Raw genomic sequence first — 22,983 nt, forward strand, 5'->3', positions numbered from 1 at the left:
ATGACCATCACCAAAGATCCTCCGAAGCTCGACGTCGTGCCCGAAGGCGACCCGCGCGACCGCGGCGGGCCGGCGCAGCCGCTGCTGATCGCCGAGGACCTCAAGAAGTGGTTCCCGGTGCGCGGGGGCCTGCTCAACCGGGCGGTCGGCCACGTCCGCGCCGTCGACGGGGTCACGTTCCAGGTGCTGAAGGGCGAGACGCTCGGCATCGTCGGCGAATCCGGCTGCGGCAAGTCCACGCTCGCCCGGCTCCTCATGCAGCTCATCCCGCACGACTCCGGCGTGCTTACCTTCGACGGCGACCCGGTCGGGGAGATGCGCGGGATCTCCATGAAGGAGTTCCGCAAGGCCGTGCAGATGGTCTTCCAGGACAGCTATTCCTCGCTGAACCCGCGCCTGCCGGTGGAGGATTCGGTCGCCTACGGACCCAAAGTCCACGGCATGAAGCCCGCGGAGGCGAAGGCGCTCGCCCGCGAGCTCCTCGAGAAGGTGGGGCTGCGGTCGAACCTGTTCGGTCCGCGCTATCCGCACGAGCTCTCGGGCGGACAGAAGCAGCGCGTCAACATCGCCCGGGCGCTCGCCCTGTCGCCCCGGCTGCTGATCCTGGACGAGGCGGTCTCGGCGCTCGACAAGTCGGTGGAGGCGCAGGTCCTGAACCTGCTTCGCTACCTGAAGCGCCACTTCAACCTGACCTACGTCTTCATCTCGCACGACCTCAACGTGGTCCAGTACATCTCCGACCGCGTGCTGGTGATGTATCTCGGCCAGGTCGTCGAGATCGGGCCGGTCGACGAGATCTACAAGGCGCCGAAACATCCCTATACGCGGGCGCTGCTCGCCTCGCGCCTCTCCATGGACCCGGACGAGCGGGTCGAGGAGGCGCCGATCGCGGGCGATCCGCCGAACCCCATCAACCCGCCCTCGGGCTGCCGCTTCCGGACCCGCTGCCCCTTCGCGGAGACGGTCTGTGCCACGGACACGCCGCACCTGCCGAAGTGGCTCGACGCGACGAGCCATGTTGCGGCCTGCCACATGCACGACCCGGCGAGCGGCCACAGCCGCGCCGGCAAGCCGCCGGCCCCGCCCGTGCCGGCGGCGTCCCATCCGCGGCCTGCCGCGGGCGCCCAGGGAGGCGCCTCCGTGGTCGCCCTGCGCCCTGCGAACGTGGCCTGAACAGGAGCGAAACCGATGAGCTTCTTCTTCCGCTCCAAGCCCGAGGCGCCGAAGCCGGCGGCGGAGGCGTCCGGCACCCGGCCGCTCGTCGAGGTCGAGAACCTCGAGGTCAAGTTCGTCTCGCGGGAGGCGACCGTGCATGCGGTCAACGGCGTCAGCTTCTCGCTGACCCCCGGCGAGGTGCTTTGCATCATCGGCGAGTCCGGGTCCGGCAAGTCCGTGACCATGCGGGCGCTGATGCGGCTGCTGCCGGCCCACAAGACGAAGATCTCGGGCCGCATGCGTGTGGCCGACAAGGAGATCCTGTCGCTCAACTCCGCCGAGCTCACCGCCATGCGCGGCTCCCTGGTCTCCATGATCTTCCAGGAGCCGATGACCGCGCTCGACCCGGTCTACACGATCGGCGACCAGATCGCCGAGACGGTGATGCGGCACACCGGCTGCAGCAAGGAGGAGGGCCTCAAGCGCGGGCTCGAACTCCTCGAGTTCGTCAAGGTCCCGTCGGCTGAGCGCCGGCTGAAGGCCTATCCGCACGAGCTTTCGGGCGGCCTCCGGCAGCGCGCCATGATCGCCATGGCGCTCTCCTGCAATCCGAGCCTGCTGCTCGCCGACGAGCCGACGACCGCTCTCGACGCGACCGTGCAGATCCAGGTGCTGATCCTGATGCGCAAGCTCCAGAAGGAGCTCGGCATGAGCGTGATCTTCGTCACGCACGACCTCGGCGTGGCGGCGCAAATCGCCGACAAGGTCGCGGTGATGTATGCCGGCCGCATCGTCGAGATGGGCTCGGTCAAGGACGTGCTGACCAACCCGCAGCACCCCTACACGCGCGGCATGCTGGCCTCCACCGTGCACGGCCAGGACCGCGAGCACGACATCGAGGCGATCCCGGGCAGCCCGCCCGACATGCGCCGGCTGATGGCCGGCTGCAGCTTCTCCCCGCGCTGCCCGCAGGCCACCGAGGAGTGCCTCGTCTCGCAGCCGCCGGAGTTCAAGGTCGGTCCCGACCGGGCGGTGCGCTGCTTCCGCGCCGGACAGTTCGACGACCCGTCCGCGTCGCGCGCCATCGCCTGACGTCCTCTCCCGCCCTTCCGGCGGCCGCGGCGCCGCCGTCCCCAGGAGGAAAGCCCATGCACAAGGTCTCCATCCCGCAGTCCGTCTACGACCGCGTCGCCGCGCGCCGCGGTTCGGTGCATCCGTTCGCCGACATGGATCCGTCCCGGACGGCGCTGATCGTCGTCGACCTGCAGAACGGCTTCATGATGGACGGCGTCGGCCACGCGGTCTGCCCGATGGCGCGGGAGATCGTGCCGAACGTCAACCGGCTCGCGTCCGCGGTCCGCGCCACGGGCGGCAAGGTCTTCTGGATCCGCAACACGCATTACGAGGAGTGCCTGAGCTCCTGGTCGATCCTCCACGACTACACGGTGCCGGAGAAGAAGGCGCACCGGATCCGGTCGATGTCCGAGGGGACGCTCGGCAACGAGCTCTGGGAGGCGCTCGACGTCCAGCCGGAGGACGAGGAGGTGCGCAAGACGCGCTTCTCGGCCTTCATCCAGGGGTCGTCCGACCTGGAACTGCGGCTGCGGCGGCAGGGGCTCGACACGGTGCTGATCACCGGCACCGTCACCAACGTCTGCTGCGAGTCGACCGCGCGCGACGCCATGATGCTCAATTTCAAGACGGTGATGATCACGGACGGCTGCGCGGCGGCGAACGACGAGGAGCACACGGCCTCGCTGATCGCCTTCTACAACGCCTTCGGCGACATCCTCTCCACGGACGAAACCATCGCGTGCCTGGAGAAGAACGCCGGGCTGAAGCAGGCCGCCGAGTAATCAAGGCTTCCCGGGCCGCTCCCGCGCCGGACGGCCCTCGGGCCGCGGTCGCGGCGGCAGGGCGCAAGACGCGAAGCATCCGACGCGGCGGGTCCCGCCTGCCGCGGCCTAGTCGCCTCTTTCCTTTTTTCGTCCCGTCCCGACCCTCCAGGATCTCCCGCCATGCCCGATCCCTCGTCTCGAGCCCCCGCCCGGTCCGCCTTGGTGGCCGGGGAGGGGATCGCGGTATCGCCTGCCGACGCCTTGCGGATCGACGCGTCCGCGGCGGGGGTGAAGGCGGCGCTCGCGGTCGCCGGGGCGGGCAGCCTGTTCGACACGGAGCCCGCGCATTTCGACCGTTTCCTTATCGAGGAAGGCCTGAGGGGGCGGCCATGAGCGGGCTCCCGGCGCATCCGTCCGACTGGGCCCTCACGGAGGTCGTCGGCGCCGTGGCGTCGAAGCGGATCTCGGCGCTGGAAGTGGCCGAGGCCGCGCTCGCCCGGATCGCGGCGCGGCGGCCGATCCTCAACTGCTTCATCCGGGTCGACGAGGAACGGACCATCCTGCAGGCGAAGGCGACGGATGCGGCGCTCGCGGCCGGCCGCCCGGCGGGACCGCTGACGGGCGCGATCCTCGCCCACAAGGACATGTATTACCGGACCGGCTTCCCGGTGACCTGCGGCTCGGCGATCCGGCGCGGCTTCGTGCCGGACGTCACCGCGACGGTGCTGCAGCGTCTCGACGCGGCGGGCGGGACCGAGGTCGGCGCGCTCAACATGTCCGAGTTCGCCTCGGGCCCGACCGGCCACAACGTCCATTGGGGAAACTGCCGCAATCCCTGGAACCCGGAGCATATCACCGGCGGGTCCTCGACCGGCTCGGGCTCGGCGGTCGGCGGGCGCACGGTGCACGGGTCGCTCGGCTCGGACACGGGCGGCTCGATCCGCCTGCCGGCCGGGATCTGCGGGGTCTACGGGATCAAGCCGACCCAGGGCCGGGTGTCGCGGCACGGGGTCATGGGCCTGTCCTTCTCGCTCGACAATGTCGGACCGCTCGCCCGCACCGCGCGCGACTGCGCTAGGCTCCTGGGGATCGTGGCGGGGCCGGATCCGATGGACACCACCGCCCTGCCGGTGCCGGCCGACGACTACGAGGCGGATCTCGACCTCGGCGTGAAGGGCCTCCGGATCGCGGTGCCGACCAACTACTATTTCGACGACATCGACCCGGAGATCGGCGCCGCGCTGGAGGCGGTGCTGAGGGTCTACGAAGGCCTCGGCGCGACCGTGTCGCGGGTGACGCTGCCCCACCACGACGTGATCGGCGGGCTCGCCGGCGCGGTCGCGGGGGCGGAGCAGTGCACGCTGCACGAGCATTGGGTCAAGACCTGCCCCGAGCTCTACGCGCCCCTCGTCAGGGCGCGCATGCAGGGCGGCTTCGGCGTCACGGCCGTCGAGTACCTGAAGGCGCTGCAGCTCCGCGCGGGGATCGCGCGCGAGGTCGTGGCGGCCGGATTCGGGGCGGCGGACGTGCTGTTCATGCCCGTCCTGCGGTTCCCGGTGCCGACCCTCGAGGCGACCGACGTGCGCGACGGGCCGGATCTCCACGAGGTGCTCGGCCGGATCAACTACTGCACGCGACCGCTGAACTACCTGGGATTGCCCGGCCTCTCCGTGCCCGCCGGCTTTTCGGGGAGCGGGCTGCCGATCGGCTTCCAGCTGATCGGGCGCCCCTTCCACGAGCGGCTCCTGTTCCGCGTCGCCGGCGCCTTCGAGCGGGAGACCTGCGTGCCCGAGACGATGCCGTCGCTCCCCTGACCTTCCGAGACCCGAGAGGACCCCTGCCCATGCCGAAGCCCAAAGTCGCCGTCATCGGAACCGGCGGGACCATCTGCTCGATCGGCGTCGGGCCGTTCGACATCCTCGACTACGGTGCCAACGAGTGCATGCTGCATGCGGACGAGGTGGTCGCGAAGTTCCCCGAGGTGCATCAGGTCGCCGAGGTGATCCCGGTCCGATACAAGGCGGTCCCGAGCCCGAACATCCACTTCGCGGTCTGGAAGGATCTCGTCCTCCTGATGGACGAGCTCTTGCGCGGCACGCCCGACCTCGCCGGCTTCGTCATCCTGCACGGCACGGCGAGCCTGGAGGAGACGGCCTATTTCCTGTCGCTGACCGCCAAGGTGGACGTGCCCATCGTGGTCGTCGGCTCGCAGCGGCCGGCGTCGGCGCTGTCCACGGATGCGGGCATGAACCTCGCCAACGCGATCCGCACAGCGGCTTCGCCGGCGGCCCGCGGCATGGGCGTGCTGGTCCTCCTCAACGACGAGATCCATGCGGCGCGCGAGGTGACCAAGACCTCGACCTTCCGGCTGCAGACCTTCCGGTCCCCGGACTTCGGCGTGCTCGGCCACGCGGACGGGGACGCGGTCGTCTTCTACCGGAAGCCGATCCGCCGGGCGGCGCCCGACACGGAGTTCGACATCCGGGGTCTCGACTCTGTGCCGCGGGTCGACATCGTCTACGCCTACACGGGCTCGGACGGGACGGCGGCGCGCGCCTTCGTGGAGGCGGGCGCCAGGGGCGTCGTCTCGGCCGGCTTCGCGCCGGGCTTCGCGGGCCAAGGCGACGCGGACGTGCTCAAGGCGGCGGTCGCCGAGAAGGGGCTCGTGGTGGTGCAGTCGACCCGGGCCGGGTCGGGGCGCACCTTCCGCGGCAAGCGCCTGCGGGAGATGGGCTTCCTGATCGCCGACAACCTCAATCCGCAGAAGGCGCGTCTGCTCCTCTCGCTGGCGCTGACCAAGACCTCGGACCCTGCCGAGATCGAGCGCATGTTCCTGACCTACTGAGGGGGAATGACCATGGCCGTCGCGACGCTCGCCGCCAAGCCGCTCCAGGACGAGGAGCGCGACCCGCGCAAGGGCGTGCTCCTCATGGCGCTCGGCGTGGCGCTCTTCTCCATGCTCAACGCGACGGTGAAGTGGCAGTCCGAGATCTTCCCGATCAACCAGATCATCTTCTTCCGCAACACCTTCGCGCTCGTCCCCGTGTTCCTGATGGCGCGCGCGATGGGGGGCATGAGGGCGCTGGCGAGCCGGCGGCCGGGAGAGCAGGTGTTCCTCTCCCTCGTGTGGACCGGGGTCCTGTTCCTGATCTTCTCGGCCTACCACATCATGCCGCTCGCCGACGCGACCGCGATCCTGTTCATGCAGCCGATCGCGGTGACGCTGCTGTCGGCGCCGCTCGCGGGGGACCGGGTCGGGTGGCGGGAATGGACCGCCGTGCTGATCGGCATCGGCGGCGTGCTCCTGATGGTCAACCCGACCGGGCAGGGGTCGACGCTCGGCGCCGGGCTCGCCTTCGCGGGCATGATCCTCTCGTCCTTCTCGATGATCATGCAGCGGCGGCTGTCGAAGTCGGAGCCCTCGATCGCGATCGTCACCTATACGCTCGGGGTCTCGGCCGTCCTGATGGTGCCGACCTTGCCCTACTCGTGGGTGGCGCCGACCGGGCCGCAGCTCGCCGGGCTGGTCGCGATGGGGCTCGCCTCCGGGGCCTTCCAGTACCTGACCGTGCGTGCGCTCTACCACGCGAACGCCTCGACCGTGTCGACGGTCAGCTATACGAAGATGTTCTGGGCCATCGTGATCGGCTTCCTGGTGTTCGGCGACGTGCCGACGGTGCCGGTCGTGGTGGGGACGCTGGTGATCATGGCCTCGACGGCCCTGGCCTATCGGTCGGGGAAATCGGCCCGCGCGGCGGCGACGCGCTGATCGGAGAAGATGGTCTTGCAGTCCTTCCTCGCCTCCCTCTCCGGCATCGCGGCCGCCCTATCGCCCCGTCGCTTCCCCTACGCCCGGTTCGGGCTCGCGCTGGCGCTGGGCTGGTGCGGCGGTTACGCCTTCGCGACGCTGCGGCTGCCGCTGCCGTGGATGCTCGGCTCGATGACGGTGCTGACCGTCGCCTCGCTCCTGCGCCTGCCGGTGGCCGCGCCGGCGCTGATCCGCCCGCCGATGACGGCGATCATCGGGGTGATGCTCGGCTCGAGCTTCCGGCCGGACGTCGTCGCGCAGGTCGGAACCTGGCTGCCGACGGTGCTCGGGCTCGCCGCCTTCGTGTCGGTCTCGGCGCTCGCCTGCATCGTCTACCTGCACAAGGTCGCCGGCTTCGACCGGGCGACCGCCTATTTCGCCGGAATGCCGGGCGGGCTCGTCGAGATGATCGAACTCGGCGAACAGCGCGGGGCCGACCACAACGCGATCGCGCTCGCCCATTCGGCGCGCGTGCTGATGATCGTGCTGACGCTGCCCTTCCTGGTCCAGTGGATCGAGGGCGTGTCGCTCGGCAACCGCAGCCAGCTCGGCACGTCGCTCGCCGCGGCGTCCTGGTCGGGGCTGGAACTCCTGGTCGTCTGCGGCATCGTCGGGGTGATCGTCGGCCGGCGGCTCAACCTGCCGGGGCCGTTCCTGCTCGGGCCCATGCTGGCCTCCGCGGCGGTCCATGTGAGCGGGCTCACCGACTTCGTGCCGCCGCGCGAGATCGTCAACACGGCCCAACTCATCCTCGGGACGGTGCTCGGCTGCCGCTTCGCCGGCACGGCGCCGGCCACCATCCTGCGCGTGCTGCGGATCGCCGTCGGCTCGACCGCCATCCTGCTCGCCGTCACCATGAGCTTCGCCTATATCCTCGGACACGCGACGGGCTACGGCATGGTGCCGATCATGCTCGCCTACTCGCCCGGCGGCCTCGCCGAGATGAGCCTGGTGGCGCTGGCGATCCACACGGACGTCGCCTTCGTGGCGGCGCATCACATCGTGCGGATCGTCCTCGTCATGGTCAGCGCCGGCCCGGTTTTCGCCCTGATGGACCGCATCGTGGGACCCGAGCGGGTCGTCCGCCCTCCGGGCCCGGACCCGAAGCCGATCGAGGAGCCTGCGGAATAGCACCCGTTCGCCCGACGGGCGGGCTCTCCGTCATGCTCCGAGGGGCGGCGGGTGAGAGGGGTGCACCGAGGTCCGTGGATCCTGCGAACGCCTACCTCTCTTCCGTATTCCCCGGACAAGGCGCGGCACGCGCCGCCGATCCGGGGGCGGGGCGGTGCCCCCGAAGCCGGGGCTCCTTTCGACCCCCGCCGACCCACCGCGTTCCCGGACAAGGCACGGCACGCGCCGCAGATCCGGGATCCAGCGCGGGCGGCGGCGCTGCGGCCGGTGGAGGGCGCTGGGCCCCGGCGCTCCGGCCGGGGATGCGAGGGAGAGGCGGTGCCCCGAGGTCCGTGGATCCTGCGAACCCCGTCTCTCCAGGCGCAACCCAGGACAAGGCGCGGGCACGCGCCGTGCTTCTGGTCGTATGGTTGAGCGAGGCGCAGCCATCGTCCCCCGTCGCCCGGGTCGGGGGACGGAACGCGGGCCCGCCGGGGCGCTCGCCCCTCGCGCGGTTCACTCTGCCGGGGCTTCGACGGGGCGTGCGGCGGCGAGGCGGGCCTCGCGGGCGCCGCGGGATCGCTCGTAGGTGATCGAGTAGACGCTGGTGGCGACGATCACGGCGGCGCCGATCAGGGTCGCGAGGCTCGGGAACTCGCCGAAGAGCCAGAGGCCGAGCAGGGTGGCGTAGACGAGGCGGAGATAGTCGGCCGACGCGACAGCCGCCGCCTCGCCGACGCGGAAGCCTGCGAAGTTCAGGCTCTGCCCCGCCCCGGACAGCAGGCCGACGGAGAGGAGCAGCAGCCACTCGGTCGGCGTCGGCGGGACCCAGGACCAGAGCGCCGGGCCGGCGAAGACGAGGCCGACGCCGATCGACTGGTAGGCCATGACGGTGACGAGCTTCTCCTTCTGGGCAAGCCGGCGGATGATGACCATGATCAGGCCGGCCGCGGCGGCGGAGACGAGCGACAGGAGCGCGTAACGGTCGAGGCCTTCGGGCGAGGGCTGCAGCATGATGATGACGCCCAGGAATCCCGCGATGGTGGCGCCCCAGCGCTGGCGGGAGACGATCTCGCCGAGAATCAGGATCGCGAAGATTGTGACGAAGAAGCTCTTGGAGAATCCGATCGCCACCGCGTCGGCGAGCGGCATGTGGACGATGGCGGCGAAGCCCGCGCTCATGGCGACGACCGACAGGGTCACGCGCAGGGCGTGGAGGCCGGGATAGGGCGTCCGGAACGCGGCGACCGGCGATCTTAACACCGTGGGCGCGACGAAGACGCTGAGGACGAGCTGGCGGACGAACAGGATCTCCAGGACCGGGATCCGTGTGCCGAGGAGCTTGATCACCGCCGACATCACGGTGAAGAAGACGCCCGACAGCAGAATCCAGATGATGCCGCGCACGTTCGGCGCGATGCCGTCCCAGCGCCCCCGGACGCCGCGGGTGCGGGCCTCGACCTGCGGCCAGGCGCGGCGGGACCAGGCGGTCGAAACCGATCTCGCGCGCTCTGACATTCGGCCTCCGGCTTTGACAAGTGTTGGATACGAAACCGCAAGAGTCATCTGATTGAATGCAATCCTGCTTAGCCTCTCGGCTGGTCCGGCGCAATGCGGCAAAGGGAGAAAAACGGCGAGGTTGTGCGATCCATCCGGAGAGACGCGGATTGCGTACGATCCGGGGTCGTCTCTCTGGACAGTCGCATGCCGCTCCGCTAAGTCCTGAAACGCCGCGCGCCGGAGGGGAGGCCGAAGCGTGGCGAGTTCCGGCCGAGCGGGCGAAGACAACGGCCGGGGCTCTCCTGGGAGGAAGGAAAGGTATACAGATGGCGACACGCAGTCAGGCCGTGACCCGCACCTTGCGCAATGGCGTGCTGAGCGGCGAGTATCCGGGTGGAGCCCGCATGAACGAGATCGACCTGGCGACGTCGCTCGGCGTTTCCCGCACGCCGATCCGGGGTGCCCTCTCCACCCTCGCGGCCGAAGGGCTCCTCGACTACACCCCCAACAGCGGCTACGTCGTCCGCAGCTATTCGTCGAAGGACATCGCGGCCATCTACGAGGTCCGCTGTTCGCTCGAGAGCCTCTCCGCCCGGCTCGCCGCCGAGAAGGGGCTGACCGACGAGGCGCGGGGGCTGATGCACAGGGTGCTCGCCGATTCGGCCAAGCTCGTCGACGAGCACCAGTGGACGGAGGAGATCCGGACGCAGTGGACGCAGCTCAACGAGCAGTTCCACAGCATCATCCATCAGGCGGCCGACAACGCCTATCTGGGCTCCCTGATCCGCAAGTCGCGCGAGGTCCCGATCATCGCGCACATCAAGTTCCAGTGGTTCGAGGCCGAGTACCTGATGCGCGCCTACCAGGACCACGTCGAGATCGCCGACGCGATTTTCAACCGCCAGGCCTCCCGGGCCGAGGCGCTCCAGCGCGAGCACGTCTACCAGGCCGGACGGCGCCTCGTGCAGCAGTGGAAGAAGGTCGAGGCCAAGAAGATCGACAAGGTCGCCCGTACCCGTCCCGCCGCGGCCTGACCTCGGCACCGCAAGGTCCGCGGCGCGTCCCCGCCGGGGTCGGCCGCGTCCGGCACGCCTCCGCCCTGGCCGGCTGCCCGGCGTCGTCCATCGGATCCGGTCCTTGCAAGGACGCGCGCCGGCTCGAGCGGCCGCGACATGGCGCAGCTGAGCCGGTGCGCACCCGCGCCGGGCGAGAGGCACGGCGCCGGCCACCTGCGCCGAGGGAGCGCCGGCCCGGCCGCCATGACGATGCCGTGCGGGCGAGGGGCGGAAGCCCGGCCACGCCCGCAGGCCGTCCGTCACTCCGCCGCGATCGGCGTGCCGACGGCCGCGCCGGCCTCGATCAGGGCCACCACCTCGGCGGTCGAGCGGACGTCTGCGAAGAGCGCCAGCATGTTGCCGAGGGTGGCGTTATGCTCCTCGTCGGTCCGGCAGGCATTGGCGTCGGAGAGGAAGATCACCTTGTAGTTCATCATCATGGCGTCGCGCGCGGTCGATTCGCAGCAGACGTTGGTGGCGGTGCCGACGATCAGCAGCGTGTCGATGCCGGCCGCCTTCAGCTTGGCGTCCAGGTCGGAAGAGCCGGGCACGAAGGCGCCGAAGCGCTCCTTCTGCACCTTCCAATCCTGCGGCAGCACGGTCAGTTCCGGATAGATGGCGTGGCCGAAGCTGCCCGGCGTGAAGGCCGCGATCATGCGGGCCTTGAGCTCGTCCTTCATGAAATTGTCGAACCAGGTGCACCAGGTGGCCTGGGTCTCGTCCGTGAAGGTGTTCTGGATGTACACGACGGTCCCGCCGGCGGCGCGCAGGGCTTCCCCGATGGCGTTGACGTTCGGCACGATCTCGCGCGCATAGGCGATCTCGGAGGGCTGCCCGGGCGCCATGAAGCCGTTCTGCAGGTCGACTACGATCATGGCCGTGCGGGTCGGGTCGATCTCGTCGAACACGTGCAGGCGGCCGCGCCGCTCCATGACGCGGTCGATGACGAAGGAGGGAATGGCGATCTTGTGCATCGAATCGTCTCCAGCCTTGGACGGATGAACGGTGACGGGATTCAGGCCTCCTCGCGCCTGAGCACCAGGACGGCGGCGGCGATGACGACGGCGGCGCCGGTCAGCACCGCCGGGGAGGGGACGACGGCGAACCAGGCGACGTCGATGGCGAGGGCCCAGACGATGCTGGTGTAGCGGGTCGGGGCGACCGCGGCGGCGCTGGCGTGGTGCAGCGCGAGGGTCGTCAGGTATTGCAGGATGCCGCAGGCGACGCCCGTGGCGACGAGGCCCAGCGCCTGCCAGGGCGTCGGCGTCACCCAGTCGAAGGGCAGGAGGGGCAGGGCCGCCGCGCCGGAGATCGCCATGGTCCAGAACAGGATGGCGATCGAGGTGTCGGTGGCGGTCAGCTGGCGCAGCTGCAGCATGGAGAGCGCGCTCGCCATGGTGCCGCCGGCCGCGCAGAGGGCGCCGATGTTGAGGGCCTGCCCGCTCGGGCTCACCATCAGGAGGACGCCCGCGAAGCCCATGACGACGGCCGCCCATTGCGCCGGGGTGACGCGCTCGCCGAGGAGGGGCGCGGAGAGCGCCACGACGATGATCGGCTGGGCGAAGGAGATCGCCGTCGCGTCGGTGATGGGCATCAGCTTGAAGGCATAGAAGTGGCCGTAGATCGCCACCAGGAACAGGAGCGCCTGGATCGCCTGCGGCCGGAATCGGGTGGGGCGCAGCACGCGGAGGCCGCCCATGGAGCCGGCCATCAGGACGATCGGGATCAGCGCGGAGAAATTGCGGAAGACGATGATCTCGGTCACCGAGAAGCGGAAGGTCAGCTCCTTGATGACCGCGTTGACGATCGAGAAGAGGCCGATGCCGACCAGCATCAGGACGATGCCGGTGCGCTCGTGGCGCGGGGCCGGCAGGGCGTGGTCGGTCATGCTCCTGGAACCTCCGGGCGGGGATGGCCGCGAAGCCCGGCGAAGCGGCCGGGTCGCCAGCAGCAAGGTTAGCCTCGGGTCATTTTGGATACAATGAGGCCTGGTGGAGCAAGTTTGTGCATCGTGCCCGGCAACGCTAGGCAACTGGCACGGATTGCGGCAGTGCGTGCCGGGCGCAGAAGAAAGCCCCGGACGCGGGCGCATCCGGGGCGGGAACGGGCGCCTTTGGCGGCGGCGCCCGACAGGGGTCGCGGGGCTTCGGCTCGCGCTCGCGCCCCGCGGCGGTCAGGACCAGAAGGCGGGGTTGAAGTCGTAGCCGTTGCCGGACTTCGCGACGAAGCCGGTGGACGGGAAGGCGCCGTGGTAGAAGGAGAGGCGGATCTTGTCGGCGGCGGCGCGGTCGAGGATGGCCTTGCGGGTCGCGATGGCCCGGTCGGCGTCCATGTCGAACACCGCCTTGAAGTCCGGGTTCTTCGCGAAGATCGCCGGGTTGTTGGTGATGTCGGCGACATACATCATCTGCTCCTTGCCGGACGCGATGATGAATGCGGTGTGGCCCGGCGTGTGCCCGTCGGCCTGCAGGGCGGTCACCCCGGGGACGATCTCCTGGCCCCAGTCGAAGCGGCGGACCTTGCCGGCCTCGGCGCCGAAGGCGCGACGGACGCCCTGGAAGCCGCCCTTGGCGGCCTCGGGGGCCGCGTTCATGGTGGCGTCGTCCATCCAGTAGGCCCATTCCTTCGCGGGCACGGCGACTTCGGCCTTCGGGAACAGCAGGGCGCCCGCCTTGTCGCGCAGGCCGTTGATGTGGTCGCCGTGGAAGTGGCTGAGGACGACGGTGTCGATGTCCTCGGGCTTGATGCCGATGGCGGCCAGGTTGGCGATCAGCTTGCCGGTGGTCGGGCCGCCCGTGTCGGCGAAGCCGGTGTCGAAGAGCACCAGGTTCTTGCCGGTCGAGACCAGCATGGGGGTGAAGGTCAGGCTCAGCTTGTCGGCCGGCAGGCCGACGGCCGCGAAGGCGGCGGCGGTCTCGGCGTCCGACAGGTTGCGGATGAAGCCGGGAGGCAGCGGGCGCTGGGCCGAGCCGTCGTGCACGGCGGCGACCGAGAAGTCACCGAGCTTGAAGACGTGCGCCGCCGCGGGCACCTTCGGGGTGACGGCGCCTCCGGCGCTCTGGGCCGAGGCCTTGCCGGCCGTCACGGTGCCGGCCGCCATCGAGGCGAGCGAGGCGGCGATCAGCGTACGACGATCCATGTCCATCCGTGGTGCTCCGAGGTTCGTTGGCATGACGCGTTCCTTACTCGCGTGCGCTCTTTCAGATCATCACTTACGTAGAAAAACGAGGGTCCTCACGACGGGTTGATCGCAGGCCGCCGCCTTTGAACGGACTGTTTCAGCGGATCGAACGAGTGGACGATCGGCGGCGAGCCAGTCGCTTCACTGGGGCGCGTCCGGTCGCGCCGCCCGGTACCGGGCGAGCGACCCGGCCTTCAGGAGCTTGCCTGGCAGGTCCCGACCGACCATGGATTCGGCGAGGCGGCCGGCCTCCACCAGCGCGTTCAGGTCGATGCCGGTCGCCACCCCGGTCTCCTCGCAGAGGAAGACCAGATCCTCGGTGGCGACGTTGCCCGCGGCGCCGACATTCGCCGCGAAGGGGCAGCCGCCCAGGCCGCCGACCGCGGCGTCGAACTCGCGGACCCCGATCCGCAGCGCCGCATAGGCATTGGCGATCGCCATGCCGCGCGTGTCGTGCAGGTGCAGGCGGACGCCAAGGTCCGGCCAGCGGGCGCGCAGGTCGCCGACGAGGCGGGTGACCTGCTCGGGGTTCGCCCAGCCCATGGTATCGGCGAGGCGCACCTGGCGGAGCCGCGCGCCGTGGTCGGCCAGCAGGGCGTCGACGCGGGCGACGAGGCGGAGGACTGTCGCCGCCGGCACCGGTCCCTCGTAGTTGCAGCCGAAAGCGGCCATGACGCTCAGGGCCTGGGGCTCGACACCGGCCGCCCGGTAGAGGTCGATCCAGGCGGGCATCTCGGCCAGGGCGTCCTCGATCGACCGGTTGGTGTTGCGGCGCGCGAAGGTCTCGCTGGCTGTGATCGAGAGCTTGCCGTCGAGGTCGACCCCGCCGCTCGCGATCGCGCGCTCCAGGCCCCTGGCGTTGAGCCAGAGGCCCCGATAGGCGACCCCCGGGCGGCGCGGCAGGCGACCGACGAGTTCGTCCGTTCCCGCCATCTGGGGCACGGCCCGGGGGCTGACGAAGGAGCCGACCTCGATCTCCCGGATGCCGGATGCCACCAAGGCCTCGACGAGGGCGAGCTTCTCGTCGACCGAGAGGATCTTGCGCTCGATCTGCAGGCCGTCGCGCGGGCCGACTTCGACGATCAGGGCGGAAGCGGGCAGGTCGGTCATGGCTTGTCCCTCGCGCCGCGCGGCCGGGCGGCGGTTCGGTCCTTTTAGCCCGGGCCCGGGGTGGTGGGGAGGTCCCGGCCCGCGGTTCGAACGCGGACGGCCGTCGCCGGTTCGGCCCGCCGTCGTCCGGGGCGTGGCGTCGCGGGCCTGTCCGCAGCGCTCGGCCCTGCTTCCCTCGGCGCCGTTTCGGCGGCATTGTCCGATCCCCGCCCCGACTGCTTCGCCACCCGACCCCTGGAGGTCCGCCCCTTGACCGAGGGCTCCGTTCCCGGTTCCCCGTTCCGCCACAGGATCTTTCTCGCGGTCTGGATCGCCAGCCTCGCGTCGAATCTCGGCGGGCTGATCCAGTCCGTCGGGGCGGCGTGGCTGATGACCTCGCTCGGGGCCTCGGCCGACCTGATCGCCCTGGTGCAGGCCTCCAATACGCTGCCGATCATGCTGTTCTCGCTGGTGGCGGGGGCGATCGCGGACAATTTCGACCGGCGAAAGCTGATGCTCTCGGCGCAGCTCTTCATGTTCGTCGTGTCGGTCTCGCTTGCGGTCTCGACCTGGCTCGGGGTCATCAACCCGTGGCTGCTGCTCGCCTTCACGTTCCTGGTCGGCTGCGGCACGGCGTTCAACGGGCCGGCCTGGCAGTCGCTGGTCGGGGAGATGGTGCCGCGCGAGGAACTGCCGCAGGCGATCACGCTGAACAGCATGGGGTTCAACATCGCCCGCAGCGTCGGGCCGGCCCTCGGCGGGCTCATCGTGGCGAGCGTCGGGGCGTTCGCGGCCTTCGCCACCAATGCGGTCAGCTATGTCGGGCTCGTCAGCGTTCTCGCCCGCTGGAAGCCTCCGGCGCGACCGCGGACCTTGCCGCCGGAACGGCTCTGGCCCGCCATGGCGGCCGGCATCCGCTACGTCGCCATGTCGCCGGGGCTCTGGACCGTTCTCCTGCGCGGCGCCTGCTTCGGATTCGCGGCCGGGTCCGTGCAGGCCCTGATGCCGCTCGTCGCGCGCGACCTGGTCGGCGGCGGCCCGCTCACCTTCGGCATCCTCCTCGGCGGCTTCGGGGCGGGCGCGGTCGGCGGGGCCTTCCTGAGCCGCCGGCTGCGGCAGGCGTGGTCGCTCGAGACGCTGACGCGCGTCGCCTTCCTGAGCTTCGCGGTATCGGCCGGGGTCTCGGGGCTCAGCCGGTCGACCCCGCTGACGACCCTTGCGATGGCGCTCGGCGGGGCGAGCTGGGTGCTGGCACTGTCGAGCTTCAACGCGACGGTGCAGCTCTCCTCGCCGCGCTGGGTGCTCGGGCGCGCGCTGGCGCTCTACCAGATGGCGACCTTCGGCGGCATGGCGCTCGGCAGCTGGGTGTGGGGCGCGGCGGCGGAAGCCTACGGCACTGCGGATGCGCTTCTCTTCTCGGCCGTCGCGCTCGCCGCGGGCGCGGCGCTCGGGCTGCGCTTCCCGCTGCCGGAGATCGACGGGGTCGACCTGGAGCCGCTGAACCGCTGGCGGGAGCCCTCCATCCAGGTCGACGTGCGGCCGCAGACGGGGCCCGTTGTGATCACCATCGAGTATGTCATCCGGCCGGAGGACGTCGGCCGATTCCTGGCCGTGATGGCCGAGCGCCGTCGCATCCGCCGACGGGACGGGGCGCGCCACTGGTCGCTGCTGCGCGATCTGGAGAACGACCGCGTCTGGATCGAGCGCTACCAGACGCCGACCTGGGTCGAGTACGTGCGCCACAACCAGCGCATGACGAAGAGCGACGCCGCGGTCAGCGACGAGATCCGGCGCCTGCACCAGGGCGACCGCCCCCGCGTCCGTCGCACCATCGAGCGCCAGCCCGGCTGGCCCCACACCGCCCCGACCGTCGCGTCGCATGACATGGCCGAGCCGCTCACGGATCCGACCCGTGGGGCGTGAGGCTCGCGGGGATCGGGGGCGGGGGCGGGGAGCCGCTCCCCACGTTTAATTTTTCTTGTCCCCTCCACCGCATTCCCGGACAAGGCGCGGCACGCGCCCCCGATCCGGGATCCAGCGAGGTCGGCGGGCCGCGGCGCGCGCCGCCGATCCGGAATTCCGTGCTCGGCCGCGGGATCTGCGCCGCGTGGAAGCGGGATCAGCGGGCCATGGCGGCGAGCGCGGCTTCCATTCGGTCGAGGGCGTCGTCGATCTGGGGGCGGGGGCAGCCGAAGTTGAAGCGGGCGTGGGTTTCGAAGCCGGCGCCGAAGCTGGAGCCGGGGCTGAAGGCGACGCGGCCGTGGCGGAGGAAGGCCTCCTGGACCTCGCCCGGGATGCCGAGGGCGGAGCAGTCGAGCCAGGCGAGGTAGGTGCCCTCGGGGGCGGTGACCCGGATCGACGGGAAACGGCGGCGGAGCTCGGCGACGAGGTGGTCGCGGCTGGCCTCGAGGACCCGGAGCAGCGCCGAACGCCAGGGACCGGCACGGGTGACCGCGGCATGGGTGGCGGTGTAGCCGAGGAGGTCGCCGGTGCCGACCAGGCCGTCGCGGGCGGTCTCGAACCGGTCGCGCAGGGCCTTGTCGGCAATGATCGCGTAGGCGGTGTGCAGGCCAGGCACGTTGTAGGTCTTGGCGGCCGACATGAAGGTGATGGTGCGGGCGGCGATCTCGGGGGAGAGCGACGCGAAGGGGACGTGGCGGCGGCCGTCGAAGACGAGGTCGGAATGGATCTCGTCGGCGACCACGAGCACGTCGCGGGCGAGGCAGGCTTCGGCGATCGCGGTCAGGTCGTCCCGTGCGTAGACCTTGCCGGTCGGGTTCTGCGGGTTGCACAGAATGAAGGCGGCGGAGCGCCCCAGGGCGGCCGTGAGGCGGTCGCGGTCGAGGACGGGGCCGGCCGCGGTGGCGGTCAGCTCGACGTCGTGACGCTCGAAGCCCCAGCGCAGGGGGACGGCGAGGATCGGCGGGTAGGACGGCGTCTGCACCGTGACGCCCTGCCCGGGGCGCTCCGCGGCGAGCATCTTCATGGCGAGGTTCAGGCCCGGCACCACGCCGGGCACGAAGGTGACCCAGTCGGGTTCCACCGCCCAGCCGTAGCGCGCGCCCATGTCGGCGGCGATCGCCGCCTTCAGGGCGGGCGGCGGCTTGGTGTAGCCGAGCACCGGGTGGGCGAGCCGCTCGCGCAGGGCGTCCATGATCTCCGGCGCGCACGCGAAGTCCATGTCGGCGACCCACATGGGCAGCACGTCGGCCGGGTAGCGGAGCCACTTGTCGCTGTCGTGGGCACGGCGGTCGAGGGGCGTGGAGAAGTCGTAGACGGTCATGAAGGTGAAGGTCCGGCGAGAGGGATCGGAACGTTAGCCGGGTTGCCGGCGTGGGGCCATGCGGCTCAGGGCAGAGCGGCCCGGCTTTCGGGGCGCAGCAAACAAGGGCAAGCACTCTCACAGGCTGTTTACTGTCCGCCCCTCGCTGATCGTGTATCTTGTTCTTCTATTTTCTTCGCGGGGGGATTTGTTATGGAGTTGTTTGGCCTCCACGGCAAACAGTATCGTGAATTGCCGTTGCATTCGTGGATCAACCTCAATGGTCCCAACAAGATCGAGATGGAATTGTTCAACTGGCGCGGGGCCGAGCCGGTCATCGAGACGGATTCCGATGTCGTGAGGATCTCAAACATTTCCCACAACAAGCAGAAGCATGTCACCCGCTTCACGATCCAGGCCCGCGGTATGGCGACGGGGGTGGCTCGCATCATCAATTCCGCCAGCAACGATCCGACATTCCTGACCATTACCGTCGGCATCGTGCTGAACCATACCGGGATGAAGTACGACCTGATCGCGGAGCTCGGTCGCAGTACGGATCTGTTCCGGCTCGACGTCTACCGGCGCATCCTCGCGAAGCAGAACAACCAGAACTCGGAGACGGACTCCAAGGGCGACCAGCTCATCAACGACTGGCACAACTGGGACAGGGTCCTGAAGGACCAGCCCCTGAAGCAAATCACCGATCCCGACCATCCGAAGCGCTGGAACTGCGGCGCCTCGCTCAACCAGTTCGGGCACGACTATTTCGGCGACCACCATTTCATGACGGAGCAGAATTACTACTACACACCGATCAAGGGGGCGACGATCAACAAGCAGGCGATCCCGCTCGACAAGGAGGTCGCGGACCGGGGCCGGCAGCGGATCAAGGAGAAGCTGGCGAAGGGGACGGCGGTCCGCGTGTTCGTCGGGCACAACGACCCGATGGCGGTCGCGGGTGGACGAATCAAGGCGAACGGCAACACCCATTACTTAACCATCGTCGGCTGCAACGAGGACGCCACGCTGTTCCTCGTCACGGATCCCTGGCCGTACGGCAACATCGTCGACTACCACAGCGGGCTTTACGGCACGGTCGAGTGCGACTTCATGGGCCAGCTGTCTTGGGACGACCGCTGGGGATTTCTGCATACGGACGACAAGACGCGGGGACGGCATACGGGCACCCACAACTACTGGGTCCTGATGGGGCCGTGATCCCCGTCACCGCGCCCCGGCCGCGGTCGCCAGGATCCAGGTCCGGAAGTCCGTCATCGCGGCGGTGAGGGGGCTCGACTGGAGGCGTGTCAGCCAGTAGGAGCCGGCGGCGACCTCGGTCTGGAAGGGCTGGACGAGGGCGCCCTCGCGACGGTGACGCGGGAACATGGCGACGGGCACGAGGGCGATGCCGGCGCCGAGCAAGGCGGCCTCGACGAGGCCGAGCGAACTGTCGAAGACCGGCCCGCGCGCGGCGAGCGGCTCGATGCCTGCGGCCGCGCTCCACAGTTCCCATTCGTCGGCCCGGTAGGAGCGCAGCAGCACCTCCCCGCGCAGGTCTTCGGGGGCGTCGAGCCGCGCCGCCGCCTCCGGCCGGCAGAGCGGCGACAGGCGGGCCTCGACGAGCCGGTCGGCCTCGGTCAGATGCCAGGCGCCGCCGCCGAAGCGGATCGCGAAATCGAGGCCCTCGGTGGCGATGTCGACGCGGTTGTTGTTGGTGGTCAGCCGGAGGTCGACATGCGGGCAGGCGGCCTCGAAATCGCCGAGGCGCGGCAGGAGCCAGCCGAGCGCGAAGGTGCCGACGACCCCGACATGCAGCACCTCCCGGCTGTGCCGTCCCTGGAAGCGATCGAGGGCGATGGAGAGCCGGTCGAAGGTCTCCTGCAGGGTAGGCAGGAGCGACCGCCCCTCGTCGGTCAGCGCCAGGCCGCGCGGCAGGCGGCGGAAGAGGACGATGCCGAAGCGCTCCTCGAGCGCCTTCACCTGGTGGCTGACGGCGGCCTGGGTCACGTTCAGCTCGATCGCCGCCTTGGTGAAGCTCAGGTGCCGGGCGGAGGCGACGCTCTCGAAGCGGGAGTGGCTGATGCGGCTCGTTCGGCCGCGCCTCGGCTCCCGGCCGATCCGCGAGATCTCGGCCCGTGAGGTCCTGGAGGTTCTGCGCGAGGTCGAGGGCAAGGGCTTTCACGAGACCGCAATCCGGCTTCGATCCGCCATCGGCTCGGTCTTCCGTAACGCGATCGCGACCGGGCGGGCAGAGAACGACCCGACTGGGGCACTTCGGGGAGCTCTGACCACACCCCGGGTGAAGCACCGGGCCGCGGTTACGGACCCGAAGGGTCTCGGGCCGCTCCTGCAGGCCATCGACGGGTACCAGTGCCAGCCGGCGACCAAGGTGGCGCTGCAGCTTCTGGCCCTGCTCGTGCCCCGCCCCGGGGAACTCAGGCTCGCGAAGTGGGACGAGTTCGACCTGGAAGGCAAGGTCTGGAGCATCCCGGCCGCGCGCACCAAGATGCGTCGGCCGCACAAGATCCCACTCCCGAGGCAGGCCATCGAGATGCTGGAGGAGTACCACAAGGTCGCCCGCCGCTCGGATCTGGTCTTCGCCGGGACCACGAACGCGCAGAAGCCGATCAGCGAGAACACGCTGAACCAGGCGCTGCGCCGGGTCGGCTTCGGCCCCGACCAGATGACGAGCCACGGCTTCCGGGCGACCTTCGCGACCATCGCCAACGAGTCCGGCCTCTGGCACGCGGATGCGATCGAGCGTCAGCTGGCGCATGTCGAGCAGAACGCCATCCGCCGCGCCTACGCGAGGGGAGAATTCTGGGATGAGCGCGTGAGAATGATGCAGTGGTGGGCCGACCAATTGGATGACCTCCGCCACGGATCGGGTGACAGCTCAACCAAGAATTGCGTCTAGTCGGCTCCGATCGGCGCGAAGGGCCCCGCGTCGACGCGGACCGCAGGACGCCCATGACGAAGTGTAGGCACGGTAATGGGACTTTATAATACAGTGGATAGAGATTGATGTCATTTGTTGGCGTCGCCAAAAAATGACAGCACGTCCTACAGTATAGTTATGGAAAATTATGGACTTCCCTGTGCTACGAAGCATGAGGAGATCACATGGAAAATTACCCCATTCTCTCCGACCGCTTGACGCTATCGATCGACGAGGCACAGAAGGCGTCTGGACTCTCTAGGTCCACGCTTTACGTCGCTATCAGGAACGGTGAGCTCGGCAGCGTTAAGGTCGCAGGTCGCCGGCTGATCCCGGTCGCCGCACTGCGCCAGTTCCTGCGGCTGGAGGACTAGGCCATGCCGGTCCGGACCTCGCGGGCGCGCAACGGTGCCTCCTGCCTGAACTTCGACCGGATCCGGTCGGCGGCGGTCGCCGAACTGCGGCGCCTCGTTCCTGCTTGGCTGCCGCGGGGCCGCCGGGAGGGCGACGAGTGGGTTCGCGCTCAACCCCACGCGTGACGACAAGAACCTCGGGAGCTTCAAGGTCAACTTGAAGACCGGGCTGTGGGCCGACTTCGCAACTGGCGACCAGGGCGACGTGATCGGCCTCTTCGCCTACCTGAACCGAGTGGATCGGGTCGAGGCGGCGCGCCGCCTTAGCCTACGCCTGCCACAACATCCCGACCGAGAGGCGGCGGCGGAGCTGGTCTCGGTTGCGCAGCCGATCGGCCGTTGCGGTGAGATTGGCCGCGTAGACGACCGGGGTCTGGTAGCCGAGAGCCGAGTGTGGTCGGCTCCGGCTGTAGTCGTCCGCCCAGACGGCGATCTTCGCCCGGGCGTGGTCGAGGCCGAAGAACAAGCTCTCGTTCAAGAGCTCGTCGCGCATTCGGCCGTTGAAGCTCTCGCAATAGGCGTTCTGCATGGGCTTGCCCGGCGCGATGAAGTGCCAGGTCACTCGGTGCTCGGCGGCCCAGGCGAGCATGGCGTTCGAGGTGAACTCCGTCCCGTGGTCGGAGACGATCATGCCCGGCTTATCCCGCCTGGCGATCAGGGCCATCAGTTCTCGGGCGACACGCCGCCCCGAGATCGACGTGTCCGGGGTCGCTGCAAGGCACTCCCGGGTCACATCGTCGAGGACGTTGAGGACTCGAAAGCGCCGCCCACAGGCCAACTGGTCATGGACAAAGTCCACCGACCAGCGGGCGTTTGCCTGCGCTTCCATGAGGACCGGCGCCCTGGTGCCGACCGCGCGCCGCCGGGCGCGTCGCTTCCTCAATGTCAGCCCCTCCTCGCGGTAGAGCCGATAGATCCGGTTGATGCCCGACGGCTCGCCATCCCGGCGAAGCAGGACAAACAGGCGACGATATCCAAACCGGCGCCGTTCGTTCGCCAGAGCCCGAGACGCTCGCGCAGCGCCGTATCCGCCGGCCGGCGAGAGCGGTAGCGGATCATCGTCCGATCCGCCGAGACGATGCTGCAGGCCCGCCGCTCCGACAGGACGAGTAAGGCCTTCAGATGCGCGACCGCCTCGCGCTTGGCGGCGGGACCTAGCATTTTTTTGCAAGAAGCTGACGAAGTGCGGTGGCATCCAGCATCTGCTCCGCCAGCAGCTTTTTCAGCTTCGCGTTCTCATCCTCGAGAGCCTTCAGCCGCTTGGCTTCGGACACGTCCATACCGCGGTATTTGGCCTTCCAGTTGTAGAGCGTCGCCTCGGAGATCCCGTGCCTTCGGGCAAGGTCAGCCGTCTTGGCGCCCGCTTCGTGCTCCTTCAGCACCCCGATGATCTGGTCCTCTGTGAACCGTGCACGCTTCATCTGTCCGTCCCTCGTCAGGCCGGACTCTAACTCGACATGGAAGAGAGAAGCAGTGGCAGGTCAACGTCACTAAAATTGCTTGCGAAAGGCGCCAAGCGTCGTATGCGGCCCCACTTTCAGTCCCACGTACGTCCAAGCTTGAAGCACGAAGGACCGCCCCCTCCGACGCTGCGGCATGGGGACGGCGTTCTGATGTGTCAACCTTTGCAG

Annotated in this window: 20 protein-coding genes and 2 pseudogenes; 14 read left to right on the plus strand and 8 right to left on the minus strand. The window is 69.5% G+C overall.

What is annotated here, in order from left to right; translation table 11 throughout:
- The 8 genes from WBG79_RS23735 (at position 1) to WBG79_RS23770 (ending at position 7,932) form a co-directional block, all read left to right on the plus strand.
- On the plus strand, positions 1–1,173 hold the full coding sequence (locus WBG79_RS23735) for an ABC transporter ATP-binding protein (RefSeq protein ID WP_337359720.1): 1,173 nt from the start codon (positions 1–3) through the stop codon (positions 1,171–1,173).
- Between the two features lie 15 nt (positions 1,174–1,188).
- Positions 1,189–2,247, plus strand: coding sequence for an ABC transporter ATP-binding protein (locus WBG79_RS23740; protein ID WP_337359721.1), 1,059 nt, complete (start codon positions 1,189–1,191; stop codon positions 2,245–2,247).
- Between the two features lie 56 nt (positions 2,248–2,303).
- Positions 2,304–3,011 carry a cysteine hydrolase family protein gene (locus WBG79_RS23745; protein ID WP_337359722.1) on the plus strand — a complete coding sequence of 236 codons (708 nt, stop codon included), beginning with the start codon at positions 2,304–2,306 and terminating at the stop codon, positions 3,009–3,011.
- A gap of 162 nt (positions 3,012–3,173) precedes the next feature.
- Positions 3,174–3,386, plus strand: a complete 213-nt coding sequence (locus tag WBG79_RS23750) for a hypothetical protein (protein WP_337359723.1) — start codon at positions 3,174–3,176, stop codon at positions 3,384–3,386.
- The gene (locus tag WBG79_RS23755) at positions 3,383–4,807 is read left to right on the plus strand and encodes an amidase (protein WP_337359724.1); all 1,425 of its coding nucleotides are present in this window, start codon (positions 3,383–3,385) and stop codon (positions 4,805–4,807) included. The genes WBG79_RS23750 and WBG79_RS23755 overlap by 4 nt, the downstream gene beginning before the upstream one ends.
- A 29-nt stretch (positions 4,808–4,836) precedes the next feature.
- The gene (locus WBG79_RS23760; RefSeq protein ID WP_337359725.1) at positions 4,837–5,838 is read left to right on the plus strand and encodes an asparaginase; all 1,002 of its coding nucleotides are present in this window, start codon (positions 4,837–4,839) and stop codon (positions 5,836–5,838) included.
- A 6-nt stretch (positions 5,839–5,844) separates the two neighbouring features.
- Positions 5,845–6,762, plus strand: coding sequence for a DMT family transporter (locus tag WBG79_RS23765; RefSeq protein WP_337359726.1), 918 nt, complete (start codon positions 5,845–5,847; stop codon positions 6,760–6,762).
- Positions 6,763–6,777: 15 nt separating this feature from the next.
- Complete coding sequence (locus tag WBG79_RS23770; RefSeq protein ID WP_337359727.1) at positions 6,778–7,932, plus strand: AbrB family transcriptional regulator; 1,155 nt, start codon at positions 6,778–6,780, stop codon at positions 7,930–7,932.
- 495 nt (positions 7,933–8,427) lie between these two features.
- Here WBG79_RS23770 and WBG79_RS23775 read toward each other — a convergent pair whose 3' ends face one another.
- A complete protein-coding gene (locus WBG79_RS23775) occupies positions 8,428–9,429 on the minus strand; it encodes a DMT family transporter (protein WP_337359728.1) in 1,002 nt (333 codons plus the stop codon).
- Positions 9,430–9,737: 308 nt separating this feature from the next.
- On the opposite strand from WBG79_RS23775, the gene WBG79_RS23780 reads away from it, so the two are divergent.
- On the plus strand, positions 9,738–10,445 hold the full coding sequence (locus WBG79_RS23780; protein WP_337359729.1) for a GntR family transcriptional regulator: 708 nt from the start codon (positions 9,738–9,740) through the stop codon (positions 10,443–10,445).
- Between the two features lie 281 nt (positions 10,446–10,726).
- Here WBG79_RS23780 and WBG79_RS23785 read toward each other — a convergent pair whose 3' ends face one another.
- The 4 genes from WBG79_RS23785 to WBG79_RS23800 all read right to left on the minus strand — a co-directional run bounded on the left by WBG79_RS23785 (position 10,727) and on the right by WBG79_RS23800 (position 14,757).
- Positions 10,727–11,440 (minus strand): isochorismatase family cysteine hydrolase, encoded by a 714-nt coding sequence (locus tag WBG79_RS23785; RefSeq protein WP_337359730.1) that lies wholly within the window; start codon positions 11,438–11,440, stop codon positions 10,727–10,729.
- Between the two features lie 41 nt (positions 11,441–11,481).
- The gene (locus tag WBG79_RS23790) at positions 11,482–12,354 is read right to left on the minus strand and encodes a DMT family transporter (protein WP_337359731.1); all 873 of its coding nucleotides are present in this window, start codon (positions 12,352–12,354) and stop codon (positions 11,482–11,484) included.
- A 285-nt stretch (positions 12,355–12,639) separates the two neighbouring features.
- Complete coding sequence (locus tag WBG79_RS23795; RefSeq protein ID WP_337359732.1) at positions 12,640–13,605, minus strand: MBL fold metallo-hydrolase; 966 nt, start codon at positions 13,603–13,605, stop codon at positions 12,640–12,642.
- Positions 13,606–13,788: 183 nt separating this feature from the next.
- Positions 13,789–14,757: a hydroxymethylglutaryl-CoA lyase gene (locus WBG79_RS23800; protein WP_337359733.1), complete on the minus strand. Its 969-nt coding sequence runs from the start codon at positions 14,755–14,757 to the stop codon at positions 13,789–13,791.
- A 249-nt stretch (positions 14,758–15,006) separates the two neighbouring features.
- Between WBG79_RS23800 and WBG79_RS23805 the strand changes: the two genes are divergently transcribed.
- A complete protein-coding gene (locus WBG79_RS23805) occupies positions 15,007–16,659 on the plus strand; it encodes an MFS transporter (protein WP_337359734.1) in 1,653 nt (550 codons plus the stop codon).
- Between the two features lie 196 nt (positions 16,660–16,855).
- Here WBG79_RS23805 and WBG79_RS23810 read toward each other — a convergent pair whose 3' ends face one another.
- Positions 16,856–18,019, minus strand: coding sequence for a MalY/PatB family protein (locus WBG79_RS23810; protein ID WP_337359735.1), 1,164 nt, complete (start codon positions 18,017–18,019; stop codon positions 16,856–16,858).
- A gap of 279 nt (positions 18,020–18,298) precedes the next feature.
- On the opposite strand from WBG79_RS23810, the gene WBG79_RS23815 reads away from it, so the two are divergent.
- Positions 18,299–19,219: a hypothetical protein gene (locus WBG79_RS23815; protein ID WP_337359736.1), complete on the plus strand. Its 921-nt coding sequence runs from the start codon at positions 18,299–18,301 to the stop codon at positions 19,217–19,219.
- A gap of 6 nt (positions 19,220–19,225) precedes the next feature.
- Here the strand turns inward: WBG79_RS23815 and WBG79_RS23820 are convergent, their stop codons facing one another.
- On the minus strand, positions 19,226–20,083 hold the full coding sequence (locus WBG79_RS23820) for a LysR family transcriptional regulator (protein ID WP_443147507.1): 858 nt from the start codon (positions 20,081–20,083) through the stop codon (positions 19,226–19,228).
- On the opposite strand from WBG79_RS23820, the pseudogene WBG79_RS23825 reads away from it, so the two are divergent.
- From WBG79_RS23825 to WBG79_RS23835, 3 genes and pseudogenes are all read left to right on the plus strand, one after another.
- Positions 20,046–20,918, plus strand: a pseudogene (locus WBG79_RS23825) (tyrosine-type recombinase/integrase); the annotation flags it as partial. The gene WBG79_RS23820 and the pseudogene WBG79_RS23825 sit on opposite strands and share 38 nt — an antisense overlap.
- A gap of 206 nt (positions 20,919–21,124) precedes the next feature.
- Positions 21,125–21,313 (plus strand): helix-turn-helix domain-containing protein, encoded by a 189-nt coding sequence (locus WBG79_RS23830; protein ID WP_337359739.1) that lies wholly within the window; start codon positions 21,125–21,127, stop codon positions 21,311–21,313.
- A 3-nt stretch (positions 21,314–21,316) separates the two neighbouring features.
- A complete protein-coding gene (locus tag WBG79_RS23835; protein WP_337359740.1) occupies positions 21,317–21,478 on the plus strand; it encodes a hypothetical protein in 162 nt (53 codons plus the stop codon).
- Positions 21,479–21,620: 142 nt separating this feature from the next.
- On the opposite strand, the pseudogene WBG79_RS23840 reads toward WBG79_RS23835, so the two are convergent.
- Positions 21,621–22,773, minus strand: a pseudogene (locus tag WBG79_RS23840) (IS3 family transposase).
- Positions 22,774–22,983: the final 210 nt, after the last annotated feature.

Origin of the sequence: Prosthecomicrobium sp. N25, assembly GCF_037203705.1 — a bacterium.
Classification (GTDB): domain Bacteria; phylum Pseudomonadota; class Alphaproteobacteria; order Rhizobiales; family Ancalomicrobiaceae; genus Prosthecodimorpha.